Origin of the sequence: Humibacter albus DSM 18994 (assembly GCF_000421825.1) — a bacterium.
GTDB classification, from domain to species: domain Bacteria; phylum Actinomycetota; class Actinomycetes; order Actinomycetales; family Microbacteriaceae; genus Humibacter; species Humibacter albus.
Map to the genome: position 1 here is coordinate 221906 of NZ_ATXT01000017.1, position 14863 is coordinate 236768.

18 protein-coding genes are annotated in these 14863 nt (G+C 69.0%); 6 read left to right on the forward strand and 12 right to left on the reverse strand.

What is annotated here, in order from left to right; genetic code table 11:
- Positions 1-268 precede the first annotated feature (268 nt).
- The 3 genes from H623_RS0114445 to H623_RS0114455 are packed head-to-tail and all read right to left on the reverse strand — an operon-like array spanning position 269 to position 2300.
- A complete protein-coding gene (locus H623_RS0114445; RefSeq protein ID WP_022901636.1) occupies positions 269-1036 on the reverse strand; it encodes a hypothetical protein in 768 nt (255 codons plus the stop codon).
- Positions 1037-1038: 2 nt separating this feature from the next.
- Positions 1039-1941 carry an ABC transporter ATP-binding protein gene (locus H623_RS0114450; RefSeq protein WP_022901637.1) on the reverse strand — a complete coding sequence of 301 codons (903 nt, stop codon included), beginning with the start codon at positions 1939-1941 and terminating at the stop codon, positions 1039-1041.
- Complete coding sequence (locus H623_RS0114455) at positions 1938-2300, reverse strand: GntR family transcriptional regulator (RefSeq protein WP_022901638.1); 363 nt, start codon at positions 2298-2300, stop codon at positions 1938-1940. The genes H623_RS0114450 and H623_RS0114455 overlap by 4 nt, the downstream gene beginning before the upstream one ends.
- 113 nt (positions 2301-2413) lie before the next feature.
- Here H623_RS0114455 and H623_RS0114460 point away from each other — a divergent pair, with 113 nt between their 5' ends.
- Positions 2414-3838, forward strand: a complete 1425-nt coding sequence (locus tag H623_RS0114460; RefSeq protein WP_022901639.1) for an amidase — start codon at positions 2414-2416, stop codon at positions 3836-3838.
- Between the two features lie 118 nt (positions 3839-3956).
- Positions 3957-4418: an SIP domain-containing protein gene (locus H623_RS0114465; RefSeq protein ID WP_022901640.1), complete on the forward strand. Its 462-nt coding sequence runs from the start codon at positions 3957-3959 to the stop codon at positions 4416-4418.
- 62 nt (positions 4419-4480) lie between these two features.
- Here H623_RS0114465 and H623_RS0114470 read toward each other — a convergent pair whose 3' ends face one another.
- The 3 genes from H623_RS0114470 to H623_RS20230 are packed head-to-tail and all read right to left on the reverse strand — an operon-like array spanning position 4481 to position 6242.
- Positions 4481-5236, reverse strand: coding sequence for a phosphotransferase (locus tag H623_RS0114470; protein WP_026940386.1), 756 nt, complete (start codon positions 5234-5236; stop codon positions 4481-4483).
- Positions 5233-5766, reverse strand: a complete 534-nt coding sequence (locus H623_RS20225; protein WP_084486054.1) for a GNAT family N-acetyltransferase — start codon at positions 5764-5766, stop codon at positions 5233-5235. Before H623_RS20225 ends, H623_RS0114470 begins: the two co-directional genes overlap by 4 nt.
- A gap of 20 nt (positions 5767-5786) precedes the next feature.
- Positions 5787-6242, reverse strand: a complete 456-nt coding sequence (locus H623_RS20230; protein ID WP_022901641.1) for a hypothetical protein — start codon at positions 6240-6242, stop codon at positions 5787-5789.
- A 141-nt stretch (positions 6243-6383) separates the two neighbouring features.
- Here H623_RS20230 and H623_RS0114485 point away from each other — a divergent pair, with 141 nt between their 5' ends.
- Positions 6384-6698, forward strand: coding sequence for a putative quinol monooxygenase (locus H623_RS0114485; protein WP_022901642.1), 315 nt, complete (start codon positions 6384-6386; stop codon positions 6696-6698).
- A gap of 63 nt (positions 6699-6761) precedes the next feature.
- Here H623_RS0114485 and H623_RS0114490 read toward each other — a convergent pair whose 3' ends face one another.
- The 6 genes from H623_RS0114490 to H623_RS0114515 all read right to left on the reverse strand — a co-directional run bounded on the left by H623_RS0114490 (position 6762) and on the right by H623_RS0114515 (position 12362).
- Positions 6762-7616, reverse strand: a complete 855-nt coding sequence (locus H623_RS0114490) for an SDR family NAD(P)-dependent oxidoreductase (RefSeq protein WP_026940387.1) — start codon at positions 7614-7616, stop codon at positions 6762-6764.
- Positions 7613-8002 carry a hypothetical protein gene (locus H623_RS0114495; RefSeq protein ID WP_026940388.1) on the reverse strand — a complete coding sequence of 130 codons (390 nt, stop codon included), beginning with the start codon at positions 8000-8002 and terminating at the stop codon, positions 7613-7615. Before H623_RS0114495 ends, H623_RS0114490 begins: the two co-directional genes overlap by 4 nt.
- Positions 8003-8091: 89 nt before the next feature.
- Positions 8092-9582, reverse strand: coding sequence for a dihydrolipoyl dehydrogenase family protein (locus tag H623_RS0114500; protein WP_022901644.1), 1491 nt, complete (start codon positions 9580-9582; stop codon positions 8092-8094).
- Between the two features lie 28 nt (positions 9583-9610).
- Positions 9611-10543, reverse strand: a complete 933-nt coding sequence (locus H623_RS0114505) for an arginase family protein (RefSeq protein ID WP_026940389.1) — start codon at positions 10541-10543, stop codon at positions 9611-9613.
- A gap of 72 nt (positions 10544-10615) precedes the next feature.
- Positions 10616-11251: an NADPH-dependent F420 reductase gene (locus tag H623_RS0114510; RefSeq protein ID WP_022901646.1), complete on the reverse strand. Its 636-nt coding sequence runs from the start codon at positions 11249-11251 to the stop codon at positions 10616-10618.
- A 121-nt stretch (positions 11252-11372) separates the two neighbouring features.
- Complete coding sequence (locus tag H623_RS0114515) at positions 11373-12362, reverse strand: SDR family oxidoreductase (protein ID WP_022901647.1); 990 nt, start codon at positions 12360-12362, stop codon at positions 11373-11375.
- A gap of 67 nt (positions 12363-12429) precedes the next feature.
- Between H623_RS0114515 and H623_RS0114520 the strand changes: the two genes are divergently transcribed.
- The 3 genes from H623_RS0114520 to H623_RS21545 all read left to right on the forward strand — a co-directional run.
- Positions 12430-13272, forward strand: a complete 843-nt coding sequence (locus tag H623_RS0114520; protein ID WP_033372078.1) for a DUF3097 domain-containing protein — start codon at positions 12430-12432, stop codon at positions 13270-13272.
- 91 nt (positions 13273-13363) lie between these two features.
- Positions 13364-14290: a ketopantoate reductase family protein gene (locus tag H623_RS0114525; RefSeq protein ID WP_022901649.1), complete on the forward strand. Its 927-nt coding sequence runs from the start codon at positions 13364-13366 to the stop codon at positions 14288-14290.
- Positions 14291-14608: 318 nt separating this feature from the next.
- A partial coding sequence (locus tag H623_RS21545) for a helix-turn-helix domain-containing protein (protein WP_157560848.1) occupies positions 14609-14863 on the forward strand: 255 nt, incomplete at its 3' end.

Here is a 14863-nt window from a genome sequence, read left to right on the forward strand (position 1 = left end):
CGACCGCCGAGTCCGACCGTCGCCCAGGTTCCTCGTTCTGTGTCGCACAAGAGCGCGTTATCGGGTCGTTATCATTCCCGGCCGACGCGGATCGGATGCCGGTGGCCGGCGCTACGGTGATCTCACGGCCATCATCGGCAGCCCGAACGGGCGGTCGCACAGGCGCTGTACGAATCGGGGCCTGCCGGCATCCACCACTTCGGATGCGGGCAGGCCTCGTCCAGCTCGCGGCAGGTCGGGCGGCGCTCCGGCCGGCCGACCCGCCGGATCACTCGCGGGCCGCGGCCTTGCGCAGCACGAAGAAGCCGGCCACCCCGGCGATGACGGTCGGGATCAGGAACCAGGCGATGACGCCGACCGCACGTACCTGCAGGAACCAGGCTCCGACCGAGGGCCACGAGTCCGTCAGCGTGGTGATCGCGATGAAGGCGACGGCCAGCACAGCGACGATGGCACCCAGCGCGTAGAGCCCGTTGGCGCGCCACCGCACGAACACGCTTCCGGAAAGTGCTCCGAGCGCGAAGCAGAACAGGAACGCGCCGAAGCACGAGAACAGTCGCACACCGAGCGAACCCGTGCCGAAGTACATGTTGCTGAACATGTGGGCGCCCATGCCGTAGCCGTTCGTCCAGTCCTCGATGTACGACAGAATCGTGCACAGCAGGGTCAGGATGACGCCCTGGATGAGGAACGCCAGAACGGTGCCGAGGTAGTAGTCGCGACGGGTCACAGACAGGCCGAGCGCGAACCGGAATGTGAGGTTCATGGCCTGCACGGCGGCGACCGCGAAGTACACGTAGATATAGAAGGTCGCTCCCGACCATTGCGTCCCGGTCAGCTGTTCGTGCGTCGAGGCGAAGATCGAGATCCAGATCACCAGGTTCACCGCGAAGATGAACCCGAAGATGATCCAGGGCAGAGCGAACATCGTGAACCGGTTCGCGTAGTGCACTCGCACCACGTTCCAGATGCGGGCTCCTGTCCCGGGGATGCTCCGGCGGTCGGTCAGGGAATCGGCGGCAGTGACGGCGGTCATGTTCAGGCCTCCTGTTCGGCGTAGTCGGCGGCGGTGGCGTTGGTTTTGCGCACGATGAGCTGCTGCAGGGAGACGGGAGCGAGCTCGAGGCCCGCTCTGACGGCATCCTGCCGCTCATCGGCATCCAGACGCTCGATGGTCACGGAGGCGAGCCCTCCGACGCCCTCCCGGTGCAGTACACGGCGATTCGCGACGAACGCGTCGACGGCACCGCGCGGGCCGACGACGGTCGTCGCCGATTCGCGGGCTTGCTCGGCGGACTCATCCATGAGGATGCGTCCGCGGTCGATGACGACGATGTGCTCGAGAATGTTCGCCACCTCGTCGATCAGGTGCGTGGAGAGGATGATCGTGCGCGGGTTCTCGGCGTAGTCCTCCAGAAGCCGGTCGTAGAAGATCTGGCGCGCGACGGCATCCAGCCCGAGATACGGCTCGTCGAAGAACGTGAGCGGTGCGCGGGAGGCCAATCCCACGATGACGCCCACCGCGGAGAGTTGCCCGCGGGAGAGTTTCTTGATGCGGCGGTTCACCGGCAGCTGGAAGTCGTCGATGAGCCGGGCGGCGAAATCGGCGTCCCAGTTCTCGTAGAACCAGGGTGCGCAGGTGAAGACGTGCTTCGGCTTGAACTCGTCGGGGTACTTCTGGCTCTCCTTGATGAACGAGATGCGCGAGAGCACGTGAGCGTTCTCGACCGGGTTCTCGCCGAACACCCGGATCTCGCCCGCGGTGGCGAAGTCCTGGCCGGTGACGGTCTGCATGAACGTGGTCTTGCCCGCGCCGTTGCGACCGAGGAGGCCGGTGATCGCCCCCGGCGGGATGGTGAGGTCGATGTCGTCGAGCGCTGTCACGTCGCCGAATCGCTTGGTGAGGCCGCTGACCTCGACCACGGCGGTCGTGTCGGTCATGATGGTTCTCCTTCGTCGGTGAGTAGTTGGGAGAGCTGGGCGGGAGAGATGCCCAGCTTCTTCGCTTCCGTGATGAGCGGAAGCACGTAGTCGGTGCGGAAGCTCTCGCGGCGCTTGGCCAGCAGGCGCTCCCGCGCTCCGGCGGCGACGAACATGCCGATGCCGCGCTTCTTGTAGAGGATGCCGTCGTCGACCAGCAGCGTGACGCCCTTGCCGGCCGTCGCCGGATTGATGCGGTGGAAGCTCGCGAACTCGTTCGTCGACGGCACCTGGCTCTCTTCCGCGAGGGCGCCGCTGATGATGTCGTTCTCGATCTGCTCCGCGATCTGCTGGAAGATCGGCTTGCCGTCGTCGATCACGGTCCTCCTTGGTTCATTAGTAGAGTAACTAACCGATGTGGCTGCGTCAAGGCCCGCGTAGGCTGCGGGAGAGCGCAGGCTGCGGGAGAGCGCAGGAGCCCTAGGCTCGGGGAATGGCCGAACTGCATGAGCTGACCGCGCTCGCCCAGTGGGAACTGCTGCAGAAGAATGAGGTGACGCCGCGCGAGCTCGCGGATCACTACCTCGGGCGTATCGAGGAACTGAACCCCCGGGTCGGGGCCTTCGTGACGGTGACTCCGGAGGCCGCACGCGAGCGAGCGACGCAGGTGGCGGCATCCGTTCCCCGTTCGGCGACACTGTGGGGCCTGCCCTTCGGTGACAAGGACCTCTGGCGCCGAGCCGGCGTTCCGGCCGGGTTCGGGTCGCGGCTGCTCACCGGCTACGTGCCCGACGAGTCCGACGAGATCGTGCTCGACCTGGATGCCGCCGGCGCCGTCAGTCTCGGAAAGACCGGAGCGCCGGAGTTCGGCCTCCCGTCGTACACCGAGACGCTGGTCGCGCCTCCGGTGCGCACCCCGTGGGACCTTTCCCGCGGTGCCGGCGGATCGAGCGGGGGAGCGGCGGCGGCCGTGGCCTCCGGCATGCTGCCGTTCGCGCCGGGATCCGACGGTGGAGGGTCCATCCGCATCCCGGCCGCGGCCTGCGGCGTCGTCGGGCTCAAACCCTCGCGGGGTCGTGTGCCATCGGGCACCGGGTTCGAGTCGCTCGGCGGATTCGTGGTCGACGGGCCGATCGCCCGCACCGTTGAGGATGCCGCACTTCTGCTGGACGGCATGATCGCGCGCCGAGATGGTCGCGTCGACCACCGGTTCGCGGTGCGTGCACCCGGGGACGACTCCGCCTTCCTCGGACACGCGGTGCGTGGTGAGGGACGGTATCAGCTCGGCGTCATGACGACGAGCGCGTGGGACCTCGACTACGAGATCACGCTCGAGGCGGAAGCCCGCGCCGCGCTCGACCTCGCTGTCGCCGAGTTCGCCGCGCTCGGCCACGGCGTCGAGGAGACGGCGCTGAGACCCGACCCGACGTACGCGCCCGCCTTCACCACCATCTGGAAGGCCGGCGCGGCACGCATCCCGGTCGAGGGCCCCGCGCTCGAGCTGGTCGAACCGCTCACGCGCTGGCTCGTCGAGCAGGGCCGCGCCGTCGGCGCTCGCGAACTGGGGGACGCGCTCGCCGCACTCACCGCGTTCGAGCGCTCGCTGATCCGACAGCTGTCGTCATTCGACGCGGTGCTGACGCCGGCGCTCGCGCAGACGCCTCGCCCGATCGGCTGGTACGACAGCGAGGATGCCGAGCTCAACTTCGCGCAGCAGGTGCAGTACACGCCGTTCACGTCGATGATCAACGTGAGCGGCCTGCCCGCGATCACGCTGCCGGTGCACGTGAGTGACGATGGGCTGCCGATGGGGGTGCAGCTCATCGGACGCCCCGGTGGGGAGGCCGCGCTGCTCGCGCTCGGCGCACAACTGCAGCGGCGGCTGCGCTGGCAAGACCGCCGCCCGCCGGCGTGGTGACGCCGGCCGCGGCGGCGTGAGCGCCTGTGCACAGGGCAGGGGATGCCTGGGGAAGCGCTCGGAGGCATCCTCGGGCGTTAGCGCTTTTAGGTAAGGCTCGCCTTATACTGAAGACACGATGTACCGACCCGACCATGCTGCCCACACCGGCAAGACCGCTCACCACGGCGACCGCGTGCAGTTCCTCGTGACCGGCGACGAGACGTCGCTGGCAGAACTGCAGAGCGAGCTGGCGCTGCTGCCGCTGTGTGCCACGGGCCGCGTCTTCGTCGAGGTTCCGGAACCGAAGGATGTCTTCGAGCTGCAGGTACCGATGCGCATGACCGTCACGTGGTTGCCGCGCTCGGTGCGCGGTGGTCGTCCGGGCACCGGCGAGCGATGCGCTCCCGGTCAGGCGTTGCGTCGCGCCGTGCGCGCCTGGAGCGCCGAGATGCTGTGCGACGGAGCCGGCGACACGAAGGCGATCCTCACCGGTGATTTCCGCGGCGTCAGCGAGGTCTTCGAGTTGCTGACGATCGGCGCGGGCATGCCCGACGCGCAGGTCAGCGCACCCGAACAGTTCCGGCTGCACCGGTCGTAGGCTCTCCGGTCGTCTCGCTGTGCGAAACGCAAGTCAACGGTGTGGTCTTTGCGTCGCCGCATTCACCTGACGGCCCTGGCAATCGTCTCGCGATGTCGGCGAACGTGTGCCGCCGCGTTCGACCAATAGCCGCCGTGCCCGTCCGCTGCCATGCTCGCCCACGGTTCGGCGCCGCTCGTACGGCTCTCGGTGAGCAGGTCCCGCATGGCCTCCGTCCGCTCGACCATGGCGGGCACGACACGGGCGCGCTCCTCAGGCTCTGCGCCGTATCCGCGGAGGACGGCTCGGAGAAGCAGGATCGAACCGTCCAGCTCGTGCTCGTGATCAAGCTGCGCGAAAGCACGCGCCGCGTACGCGAGGTCGGCGATCCTCGTCGTCGGTCCGGCGCCGTCCCAGTCGATGAACGCCCAACGTCCGCCGCCGCGGATCAGGTTCCACGGGGCGAGGTCGTTGTGTCCGATGATCTCGTCACCGGGGCGGCGCATCGCGGTCTCCCAGACATCGGCGTCGCTGCGCACGAACGACGCGGACGCCTCGTGAAGCTCCCGGATGCTCGCACCGACCCGCTCCACGTCCGACCCGGTCATCGGCAGTTGCATCATCGCTTCGGCGCCGGGGACGAACTCGAGAATCTGACGCCCTCCGTCGTCTCGACCACGCGGCTCGGGAACAAGGTCTCCGACGGCAGCGCGCAGGTGTGTCAGAAGGCGTTGAACGCTTCCACTGGGTGGCGTCCACGGCTTGCGCACGGTCTCTCCGACGCGCACGACGAAGGATGAGGCGTTGCCGCCGGTGAGAGGGATCTCAGCCGATGTCACCGGCCCTGCGCCCAGTCGCTGCGCAGCAGACCCATCACGACGATGTCCTCGTAGCGCCCGCGGACCCACGCGTGCTGTCGCTGGCGTCCCTCGACGATGAAGCCGGCCTTCTCGTACGCCCGCACGGCTCCGACGTTCGACTCGATCGCCTGAAGGTGGACGCGGTGCAGGTTGCACCGCACGAACGCGAACTCGACGATCTGCGCGATCGCTTCCGTCCCGATCCCGCGTCCGCGGGCCTCTGGCAGCAAGGCGATGCCGACCTCGGCATGGCGGGCGAGCACGTCGAAGTCGAAGAGCGAGATGCTCCCGACGGCCTCGCCGTCCGCCTCGATCACGAAGCGCACCGCCGTTCCGGCGGGCTCCGCGTCCGACCGCGCGCGGCGAGCATCGAACGCACCTCGCGACAGCGGCGCCGGCGTTTCCGGGCCGCGCTCCTCCCACGTGTCGAGGTCCGACACGAGCGCGAACAGCATGTCATCATCGGCTTCGGTGCGAGGCCGAAGAACGACGTGGGCGGAAGAAGACATGGGCACGACGCTACTCGCGCTCAGCGCCCGACGACGAGCCGAAGCGACCCGTCGAAGAACGGCGACCGGCGCAGGTCGCCGTGGCGTGCATCCCACGTCCCGGATTCGAGGTCGCGGCTCAGGTGTGCGACGAAGCGTTCTTCGACCGCCTCGCCGACGAAGCTCCAGGCCGAGTTCGCGAGTCGTGCACCGGGGTCGAGAAGAGCCTCCGGCCGGCCGTAGTACGCCTCGCCGAAGCCGTCCGTGCAGTCGAGCGGGATCGGCACGGGCGTGGCCGTCACCTCGCCGCCGAGTGAGCCGGCGATGCGCTCCGGCGCGGGATAGCGCGACGCCTCGGTCGCGATGACCTCGGGCGCGTATTCGGCGAGCCAGAAGCGGTCCAGCGCCGCCGGGTCGCAGGTGAGGATCACGACGGGTCCGCACGTGACACGGCGCAGCTCGCGAAGGCCAGCCTCGAGGTCGCCCCACTGATGCACGGTGAAGGATGCCAGTGCGCGTCCGACCTGGATCGGCGCCGCCCTGGATCGGGCGTCGCCCGCGCGTTACCGTGAAGGCAGGCCCGCCGCAGCCGCCGCCTGCCGAGCCGGCCGTCCCTGCGATCCGCGGCGCGGAAAGCCATGACCTATCTGCTGATCAACAAGCTGACGACGCAACCGGGCAAGCGCGACGAGGTGACACAGATCCTGCTGACGTCGGGCGCGGCCTTCGACGATCAGGAAGCGTGCCTGATGTCCCTCGTCAGTCACGACACGAACGAGGACGACGTCGTCTGGGTGCAGGATGTCTGGACCGATCGCGCGGCGCACGAACGCGCGATGGCCGATCCGCGCATGCAGGAGTATGTGCGGGCGGCCATTCCGCTGCTCGCGGGAATGCCCGAGCAGCACGAGATCGTCGTGGCCGGAGGCAAGATCCCCTTTGACCTGGGCTGAGTTGACCTGGGCTGAGCCGGGCCGAACCGGACCGAGTCCATCTCGCCGAGCTGTGGCGCTGGGCTATGCGCTCACGCCGACCAGCAGCGCACTCATGTCCCAGAGGTCGCGCCCGAGCTGCGGATCGCGGGCTCGTCGATTGGTCCTTCCGTACGGCCGGTAGCGGTCGAAGTACGTGCCCGACGCAGCGGGAACGACCGCTTCGCTCGCGAGAGCGATCAGAGGCCCGGCGCCGTCCGCGGCCGTGCGCCCATAGTGCCCACCGGTCACCGCCTGGCCGAACCTGATCAGCGACGACTCCGCACCGAAGCGGGTGACGATCGTGCCCGGATGGAACGAGTACGCGCTCACGCCGGTGCCCGTCAGCCGCTCGGCGAGCTCTGCGGCGAACAGAATCGCGGCGATCTTCGACGTGCCGTACGCCTGCCAACCGCCGCGCCATCGCCGCGCTTGCCAGTCGAGGTCGTCAAGCCGCAGCGCGCCGAACAGGTTCGCCATGCTCGCCGTTCCGATGATGCGGGGAGCGGATGCTCCGCCCAGCTTCGCGGTGTCCACCAGCCGGTCGCGCAGAAGGTGCGTGAGCAGGAACGGTGCGAGGTGGTTCGTCTGGATCGTGCGCTCGTGCCCGTCGACAGTGAGTTCATGCGCGTGATACAGACCGCCCGCGTTGTTGCAGAGTACGTCGATGCGGTCGAGCCGATCGAGCAGCTCGCCGGCGACTCGCCGCACGTCGTCGAGTCGCTCGAAGTCGGCGACGAAGGCCTTCCCGCCGACGCGCTCGGCGACCGCGCGCGTGCGCTCCGGGTTGCGGCCCACGACGGCGACGCGTTCGCCCTGGGCGGCCAGCGATTCGGCGGCGACCTCGCCGATTCCCGAGCTCGCCCCGGTGATGACGATCGTGCGCGCAGACGTGCTCACAGGTATCCGCCCTTCTCGAGGCCCGCCTCGATCTCGAACCGATTGCGCAGCGGATCGCGTCCCGCCGCGAGGTACAGCACGGGAAACAGCATGCCGTAACGCTGCCACTGCCGGCGGTGCACGGCCTCGTGCTCGAGCACATCATCGCTCAGGTTGCGATCGGTGAGATAGCAACCGCCAACGCACGCACCGCCGCGGCCGAACGTGCGGCGGGGCATCCCGCGAAAGATCCATAAGCCATCGCGGCGCTCGATGCGGCCGACACTGAAGACGAAGCCCCACACGAAGCCCACCGCTGTCGCGTAGCGGTAGCCGAGGCGGGAGAGCACCGAGTCGAACAGGAGCAGGCGGGGCACACGGGAGAGCCCGGCCGCGGCGCGGCGCACCTCGGCGAGGGGAACGCGAAGCCCTCCGGCCGTGCCCGCGATCTGACGCACGGCGTCGAACAGCGAGCGCGTCACGGACGGCGACGCGCTCACTCGGTCGGCCGCCCGTACTCCTCGAGCAGCCGCAGCCACACCTCGCTCAGTGTCGGGTACGACGGCACGGCGTGCCAGAGCCGGTCGATGGTCACCTCGCCGACGATCGCGATCGTCGCGGAGTGCAGCAGCTCGCCCACTTCCTGACCGACGAACGTCGCGCCCACGAGCACCTTGCGGTCCTCGTCCACGACCATGCGTGCGCGGCCGACGTATCTGTCGCTGGCGATCGTGGCCCCGGCTACCGATGCCAGGTCGTAGTCGACGACCCGGGTGCGGATGCTCGCCTTCTGCGCCTGCGCAGCGCTCAGACCCACGGATGCCACCTCCGGGTCGGTGAACGTCACCTGGGGCACCGCAGCGTGATCGGCGGTCGCCGCATAGGTCGACCACGGCGTCAGCTGCAGCGTGCGTCCCTTCGCGCGAGCCGCGATGGCGTCGCCGGCGATGCGGGCGTCGTACTTGCCCTGGTGGGTCAGGAGCGCGCGATGGGTGACGTCGCCGACCGCGTAGAGCCAGGCATCCTCACCCGTGACCGGCGCGCCCGCCTCGGGTGCGCCGACGCCGAAGACGGAGCCGTCGTCGTAGAGCACGCGCATCGAGTCGTCCACGTGCAGCCAGTCGCCCGGAGTGAGGCCGATGCTGTCGAGTCCGACGTCGCCGGTGCGCGGCACGCGTCCGGTCGCCACGAGAACCTGATGCGCGACGACCACGGCGCCGTCGTCCAGTTCGATGCGCACCACGCCGTCGTCCGGGTCGCGGAACACGCTCGTCGGCGAGACTCCGGTGCGCACGTCAGCCCCCAGCTCCTCGAGCGCCGCCTGCACGAGCTCCCCGGCGAACGGCTCGTTGCGTCCGAGCAAGCCGCTGCGCGCGATCACCGTGACTCGCGTGCCGAAGCCCGCGTACGCCGTCGCCATCTCCGCCGCCACGACGCCGCCGCCGATCACGGCGAGGGATGCTGGCGGCTCCTTCGCGCTCGTCGCGTCACGGCTGGTCCACGGCTCGGCCTCCCTGAGCCCCGGGATGTCGGGCAGCGCGGCCGCGGATCCGGTGCAGACCGCCACCGCATGCTTCGCCGTGATCGTCGTCACGATGCCGTCGGAGGCGGTCACCTCCACCCGTTTCGGTCCCACGATGCGCGCGTGACCGCGTACCAGGTCGATGTTCGCGCCGTTCAACCACTCGACCTGACCGTCGTCCTTCCAGTGGCTGGTCACCGTGTCGCGACGGCGCAGCACGGCGGTCACGTCGAGCTCGCCGGTCACCGCCTGCTTGGCGCCGTCCACGTCGCGCGCGGCTCGCACGAGCGCTCCGCTGCGCAGCAGCGCCTTCGACGGCATGCACGCCCAGTACGAGCACTCGCCGCCGACGAGTTCCGATTCCACGATGACGGTGCGCATCCCGCCCTGCACGGCACGGTCGGCGACGTTCTCACCGATCGCTCCGCCCCCCAGCACGATGACGTCGTATTCGATCTCGCTCATTTCGGCAGACTACCCAGGTCGTCCTCTTTCAGGTCTGCGGCGCGGGGCGGGTCAGCGCGCCGAGCACGCGCAGGATGACGGCCAGGTCGTCGACCGCCGCGTCAGGGCTACGTGGCGCGAACTCGGTGATCCCGGCGCCGGCGAGTTCGAACCGCGCTCGCAGCGCGGCGATCGCGGCGATCAACTCTTCGGGCGCGAGGCCGAACGGTTCGGGGAACTGCACCCCGGCGATGGCTCCGGGATCGAGCACATCGAGGTCGACGTGCACGTACACGGCGTTCGCTCCGGTCTGCTCGACAGCGGCGAGCAGGGCGTCGGGGGAGCGCAGTTGGTCGACCGTGACGACGCGGATGCCCGTCTCGTCGATGAACGCAGCCTCGCCGTCGTCGAGTTCCCGCGTTCCCGCCAGCACGAGTCGTTCCGGGGCCAAGGGGGCGGCGCCGGTGCTCGGCGGTTCGGGGTTTCTCAACGGATCCGGGCTTCTCGACGGATCTGGGCCCCTCAGCGGATCCGGGCCCCTCAGCGGATCCGGGGCGTCGCCCAGCAGTGCCCGTGCGACCATGCCGTGGAACGCGCCCGTCGGGGAGGTGGCGGGCGTGTTCAGGTCGGCGTGGGCATCCAGCCACACGACGGCGACCGAGCGCCCTTCGTGCGCGGCGAGTGCGTGCTGCACGGCGGCGAGCTCGACACCGCAGTCACCGCCGATCGTGACGACGAGGCCGTCGCCGGTCGCCGACAGTTCCGTGAGCGCCGCGTGCACCCTGTCGCGCACCGTGATCACCGAGGAGAGCCGGTGAATGCCCGTTCCGAGCGATTCACCGGCCTCCATCGGCACGTCCACTCTGGTGGTCGCCGAGTCCGGCAGATCGTCGGCGATCGCCTCCGCGCCGTCGGCGAGCTGCATCGCGCGCGACGAGCTCGAGCCCTGCCACTGAGGAACGATCAAGAATCGGGTCGGCACGGGCTTCACCCTACGGCGTCACAGTGCACGACCGGCAGCGTGTTCGCCTCGGGCGTGCACGGGCGTCACGTCCTACTCCGCCGCGGCAGCCAGTGCGGTGCTCAGTTCCGGCGCGGTCAGCCGTGGGCCGTACCCGGGGGTGTCGCGCTGGATGCGCCAGCTCTCGCTCAGTGCGCCCCCATCGACGGTGTCGAAGCCGATGGCGTCGATGAACGCTGCGACGGTACCCTTCGCGGCCTCGTCGTCCGCGAAGACCGCGAGCGCGCGTCGTCCCGATGTGCCCGCGTCTTGCGCGTCTTCGGTGATCGCGGACGCGTAGATGTGGTTGAACGCCTTCACGATGTGCGAATCCACCAGCCGGGCCTGCAGCTGCTCGGAGCTCGTCTCGCTGAAGTCGTCGAGTTCCGCGCGATGGCCGTCCCGTTCCCAGTAGTAGTTGTTCGTGTCGATCACCGGCTTGCCGGCGAGCGGCTCCGCGGGGATCTCGCTGATCGCGTGGAACGGAATCGTCACCACGACGATGTCTGCCGCCTCGGCCGCCTCGGCGGCGGTCGCTGCCCGTGCGTGATCGCCCAGCTCTGCCACGAGATCCGCGAGCGTCTCCGGTCCCCGCGAGTTGCTCACCACCACGTCGTAGCCGTGGCGCACCGCCTGCCGGGCGATCTGCGATCCGATGTTGCCTGCTCCGATGAGTCCGATCGTTGTCATGCCTGCGGAAACTCGAGATGCGGGTCGATCATTCCCGGGGGCAGTTCCACGCGACATCCGGCGTCATCTCCCGTCGGAGCCGGTGTGGCCCGCGTCACGCCCGGCGTGAAATGCGTGCCGCTCAGGCGGAGGGGATCGTGGCGAGCATGCGCTCGAACGCGGCGTCGGCATCCGGGTCGAACAGCTGTGCCTCCGGGTGCGCGTCATACCACTCGATGATCTGCTGGGCGCCCTCGTCGAACGTGACGGTGGTGGCGAACTCGGGCACGAGGGCCTTGACCTTGCTGTTGTCGAAGACCATCGAATGCGCCTTGTCGCCCAGGAGCCCAGGGCCGAGGTCGGGTGCGATGCGTGTGATCGTCTCGGATGCCACGTGCGCGAGCACCGGCTCGACGCCCGCCGCCTCGGCGAGCCAGGTGTAGATCTGGTTCCAACTCGGGGCGTGGTCTCCGGTGATGTGGAACGTGTCGCCGACCGCGAGCGGATTGCCGAGCAGGCCGTCGAACGCCACCGCGAAGTCGGTGTTGTGCGTGATCGTCCACAGGCTCGTGCCGTCTCCGTGCACGATGACCGGCTTGCCGGCGCGCAGGCGGGCGATGTCGGTCCAGCCGGCCAGAGTCGGGATCGACTGCTGATCGTAGGTGTGCGACGGCCGCACGATGGTGGCCGGGAATCCGTTCTCGCGATACTCGTGCACGAGCAGGTCCTCGCACGCGATCTTGTCTTGCGAGTACTTCCAGAACGGGTTGCGCAGCGGAGTCGACTCGGTGACGGGCAGATGCTGCGGGGGAGTCTGGTAGGCGCTCGCCGAGCTGATGAACACGTACTGGCCGGTGCGGCCGGTGAATCGTGCCACGTCGGCCGCGACGTGCTCGGGGGTGAAGGCGAGGAACTCGGCGACGGTGTCGAACTCGCGCGAGCCGAGGGCGGCATCCACCGCGGCGGCGTCATGGATGTCTGCCTGCAGCTCCTCCACACCGGCCGGCAGGGGCCGTCGTGACCGACCGCGGTTGAGCACGCTCACGCACGCCCCGCGCTGCACCGCACGCGCCACGCACGCCGAGCTGATGGTGCCGGTACCGCCGATGAAGAGAATCGTCTTCGAAGCCATGCACTCGATCCTGGCAGCGCGCGCGGGATTCCGCAGCCCGACGCTGCCGTGCCGCTACCGTGGTCTGGTGAGTTTCGACGACCGCTACGGATCCGATGTGCTGGCCGGCGACTGGCGCGGGAGCGGCAAGGCGAAGCCGCAGGCCATCCCTGCCGAGAACGACCTCGTCGTCGAGCTCGCCGACAGCGGCTACACCGGCGCCGTGGTGCGCATCGAGAACCGGCTCGTGCACCTCGAAGACCGGCATGGCAAGGTGCGGGCGTTCCCGCTCGGCGGCGGGTTTCTCGTCGACGGCAAGCCCGTGGTGCTGGTGCCACCGGCCACGGCGACGCAGCGGGGTCGGTCGCGTACAGCATCCGGGTCGTTCAGCGTGGCGGATGCCCCGGCTCGCGTCGCCCGCGCGAGTCGCATCTTCGTGGAAGGCCGGCACGACGCCGAGCTCGTGGAGAAGGTGTGGGGTGACGACCTGCGCGTGGAGGGCGTGGTGGTGGAGTACCTCGGCGGCATCGACGACCTCGACCAGATTCTGCGCGACAAGCATCCGGGTCCGCGCAAACGCCTCGGCGTGCTCGTCGACCACCTCGTGCCTGGGTCGAAGGAGACGCGCATCGCGGATGCCGTCTCTCGCGGACCGCACGGTGCTCACGTGAAGATCGTGGGGCATCCGTATGTCGACGTCTGGCAGGCGGTGAAGCCTCAGCGGGTGGGGTTGAAGCAGTGGCCGACGATTCCGCGGAACATCGAGTGGAAGAAGGGCATCTGCGCCGCGCTCGGGCTGCCGCACCGGGACCAGGCCGACATCGCACGGGCATGGAAGCGCATCCTCTCCACCGTGTCGACCTATCGTGACCTGGAGCCGGCGTTCCTCGGAAGGGTCGAGGAACTGATCGACTTCGTCACAAGCGATTGAGGCGAGGGAATGAAAGCTCGCTTTCATTCCCTCGCCGATTGAGCTTGTCGAGCGGCGAAGCCGCGAACACATCGGACTGAGGAGCGTCACCATGCGGATCGCGATCGTCGGCGCCGGCGGCGTCGGCGGATACTTCGGAGCACAGCTGACCGCGAACGGCGAGGACGTGGTCTTCGTCGCCCGTGGTGCGCACGGAGCGGCCATGCGGGAACGCGGGCTCGTGGTGCGCAGCCACAGGCATCCGCAGCACATCGACCCGGTGACGGTCGTCGAGCGGCCGGAGCAGATCGGCGACGCCGACCTCGTGGTGATCGCCGTCAAGCTCTGGGACACCGAGAATGTCGCGCGCAGTCTCGCGCCCCTCGCCGCCTCGGGCGCGTCGGTCGTCTCGCTCCAGAACGGCGTGCAGAAGGACGAGGTGCTGCGCCGCCACGTGCCGGCCTCGGCCGTCTTCGGCGGCGCCTGTCACCTCTCTGCGTTCATCGAAGGGCCGGGCGTCATCGTGCAGCACGGTGATCTGCAGCACATCGTGGTCGGCGAGTACGACGGCACCGCGTCGGCACGCGTGACGGATTTCGTGCGCCGGTGCACGAGCGCGGGGATCGACGCGGAGGTGAGCGGCGACATCCAGCGGGAGCTGTGGGAGAAGTACGTGTTCCTCGTCGGCATCTCTGCGCTCACCGCGGTGACGCGGCTGCCGATCGGGCCGCTGCGCGCCGATCCGGTGACGCGTTCGCTGCTCGCCGACGTCATGCGCGAGGTGGTCGACGTCGGACGTGCCTGTGGTGTACGACTGGGGCCGGAGCTCGTTCAGGAGCGCCTGGAGTTCATCGACACGCTGTCAGCAGGCATGCGGGCGTCCATGGCCAACGATCTTGTGGAAGGGCGGCGGCTCGAGCTGCCGTGGCTGAGCGGCGGCGTGGTCGACATGGCGGCAGACGTGGGACTCGAGGTTCCGGCGAATCGCACGATCGCGGCGCTGCTGGCACCGTTCGCCGACGGCGCGCCCCGAGTATAGAGGCGGGCGCACCGACGCCTGGCGGAGGGATCCTGGCGGTCGCGAGACGGTCCGACTCCTCAGCCGCGCTCCGTGCCTTGTCCCGCGGCCTGTTCGAGCGCGAGGCACTGATGAACGTCTGCGACGGCCATGTGCGCTGGGAACCTCCGCGCGGCTGGGCGTCGCAGTCGAGGTCGTGTGAGGCGAACGGAGTGCCCCCAGTAGTGTCCTGGTTCAGGACATCGGAATGGGTGTCTCGGGTCATCGGAATGGGTGTCTCGCGTCATTGGAATACCGTGTCTGCGGAGGTGGGAGTAGCTGGGCGATTGACGCTGGGGCATGACCAAGCAGCGTCTCGTGATTAGTGCCGTTCTGTCCGGTATTTCGCAGTCGGAGGCCGCCCGTCGTTACGGGGTATCGCAGAGTTGGGTGTCCAAACTGGTGGCACGATATCGGCTCGAGGGTGAGAGCGCGTTTCAGCCGCATTCCCGACGTCCCGTCACCTCACCGAACGCGACCTCGCCGGCGGTCGTGGAAATCGTGATCGGGATCCGCCGCCGCCTGGTACGCGCAGGCCTGGACGCCGGTGCCGAG

What these genes read in the sequence shown, in the direction of transcription:
- H623_RS0114445 (WP_022901636.1), bottom strand. Translation starts at nt 1,036, where the DNA reads ATGACCGCCGTCACTGCCGCCGATTCCCTGACCGACCGCCGGAGCATC.
- H623_RS0114450 (WP_022901637.1), bottom strand. Translation starts at nt 1,941, where the DNA reads ATGACCGACACGACCGCCGTGGTCGAGGTCAGCGGCCTCACCAAGCGA.
- H623_RS0114460 (WP_022901639.1), top strand. Translation starts at nt 2,414, where the DNA reads ATGGCCGAACTGCATGAGCTGACCGCGCTCGCCCAGTGGGAACTGCTG.
- H623_RS0114465 (WP_022901640.1), top strand. Translation starts at nt 3,957, where the DNA reads ATGTACCGACCCGACCATGCTGCCCACACCGGCAAGACCGCTCACCAC.
- H623_RS20225 (WP_084486054.1), bottom strand. Translation starts at nt 5,766, where the DNA reads ATGTCTTCTTCCGCCCACGTCGTTCTTCGGCCTCGCACCGAAGCCGAT.
- H623_RS0114485 (WP_022901642.1), top strand. Translation starts at nt 6,384, where the DNA reads ATGACCTATCTGCTGATCAACAAGCTGACGACGCAACCGGGCAAGCGC.
- H623_RS0114500 (WP_022901644.1), bottom strand. Translation starts at nt 9,582, where the DNA reads ATGAGCGAGATCGAATACGACGTCATCGTGCTGGGGGGCGGAGCGATC.
- H623_RS0114510 (WP_022901646.1), bottom strand. Translation starts at nt 11,251, where the DNA reads ATGACAACGATCGGACTCATCGGAGCAGGCAACATCGGATCGCAGATC.
- H623_RS0114515 (WP_022901647.1), bottom strand. Translation starts at nt 12,362, where the DNA reads ATGGCTTCGAAGACGATTCTCTTCATCGGCGGTACCGGCACCATCAGC.
- H623_RS0114525 (WP_022901649.1), top strand. Translation starts at nt 13,364, where the DNA reads ATGCGGATCGCGATCGTCGGCGCCGGCGGCGTCGGCGGATACTTCGGA.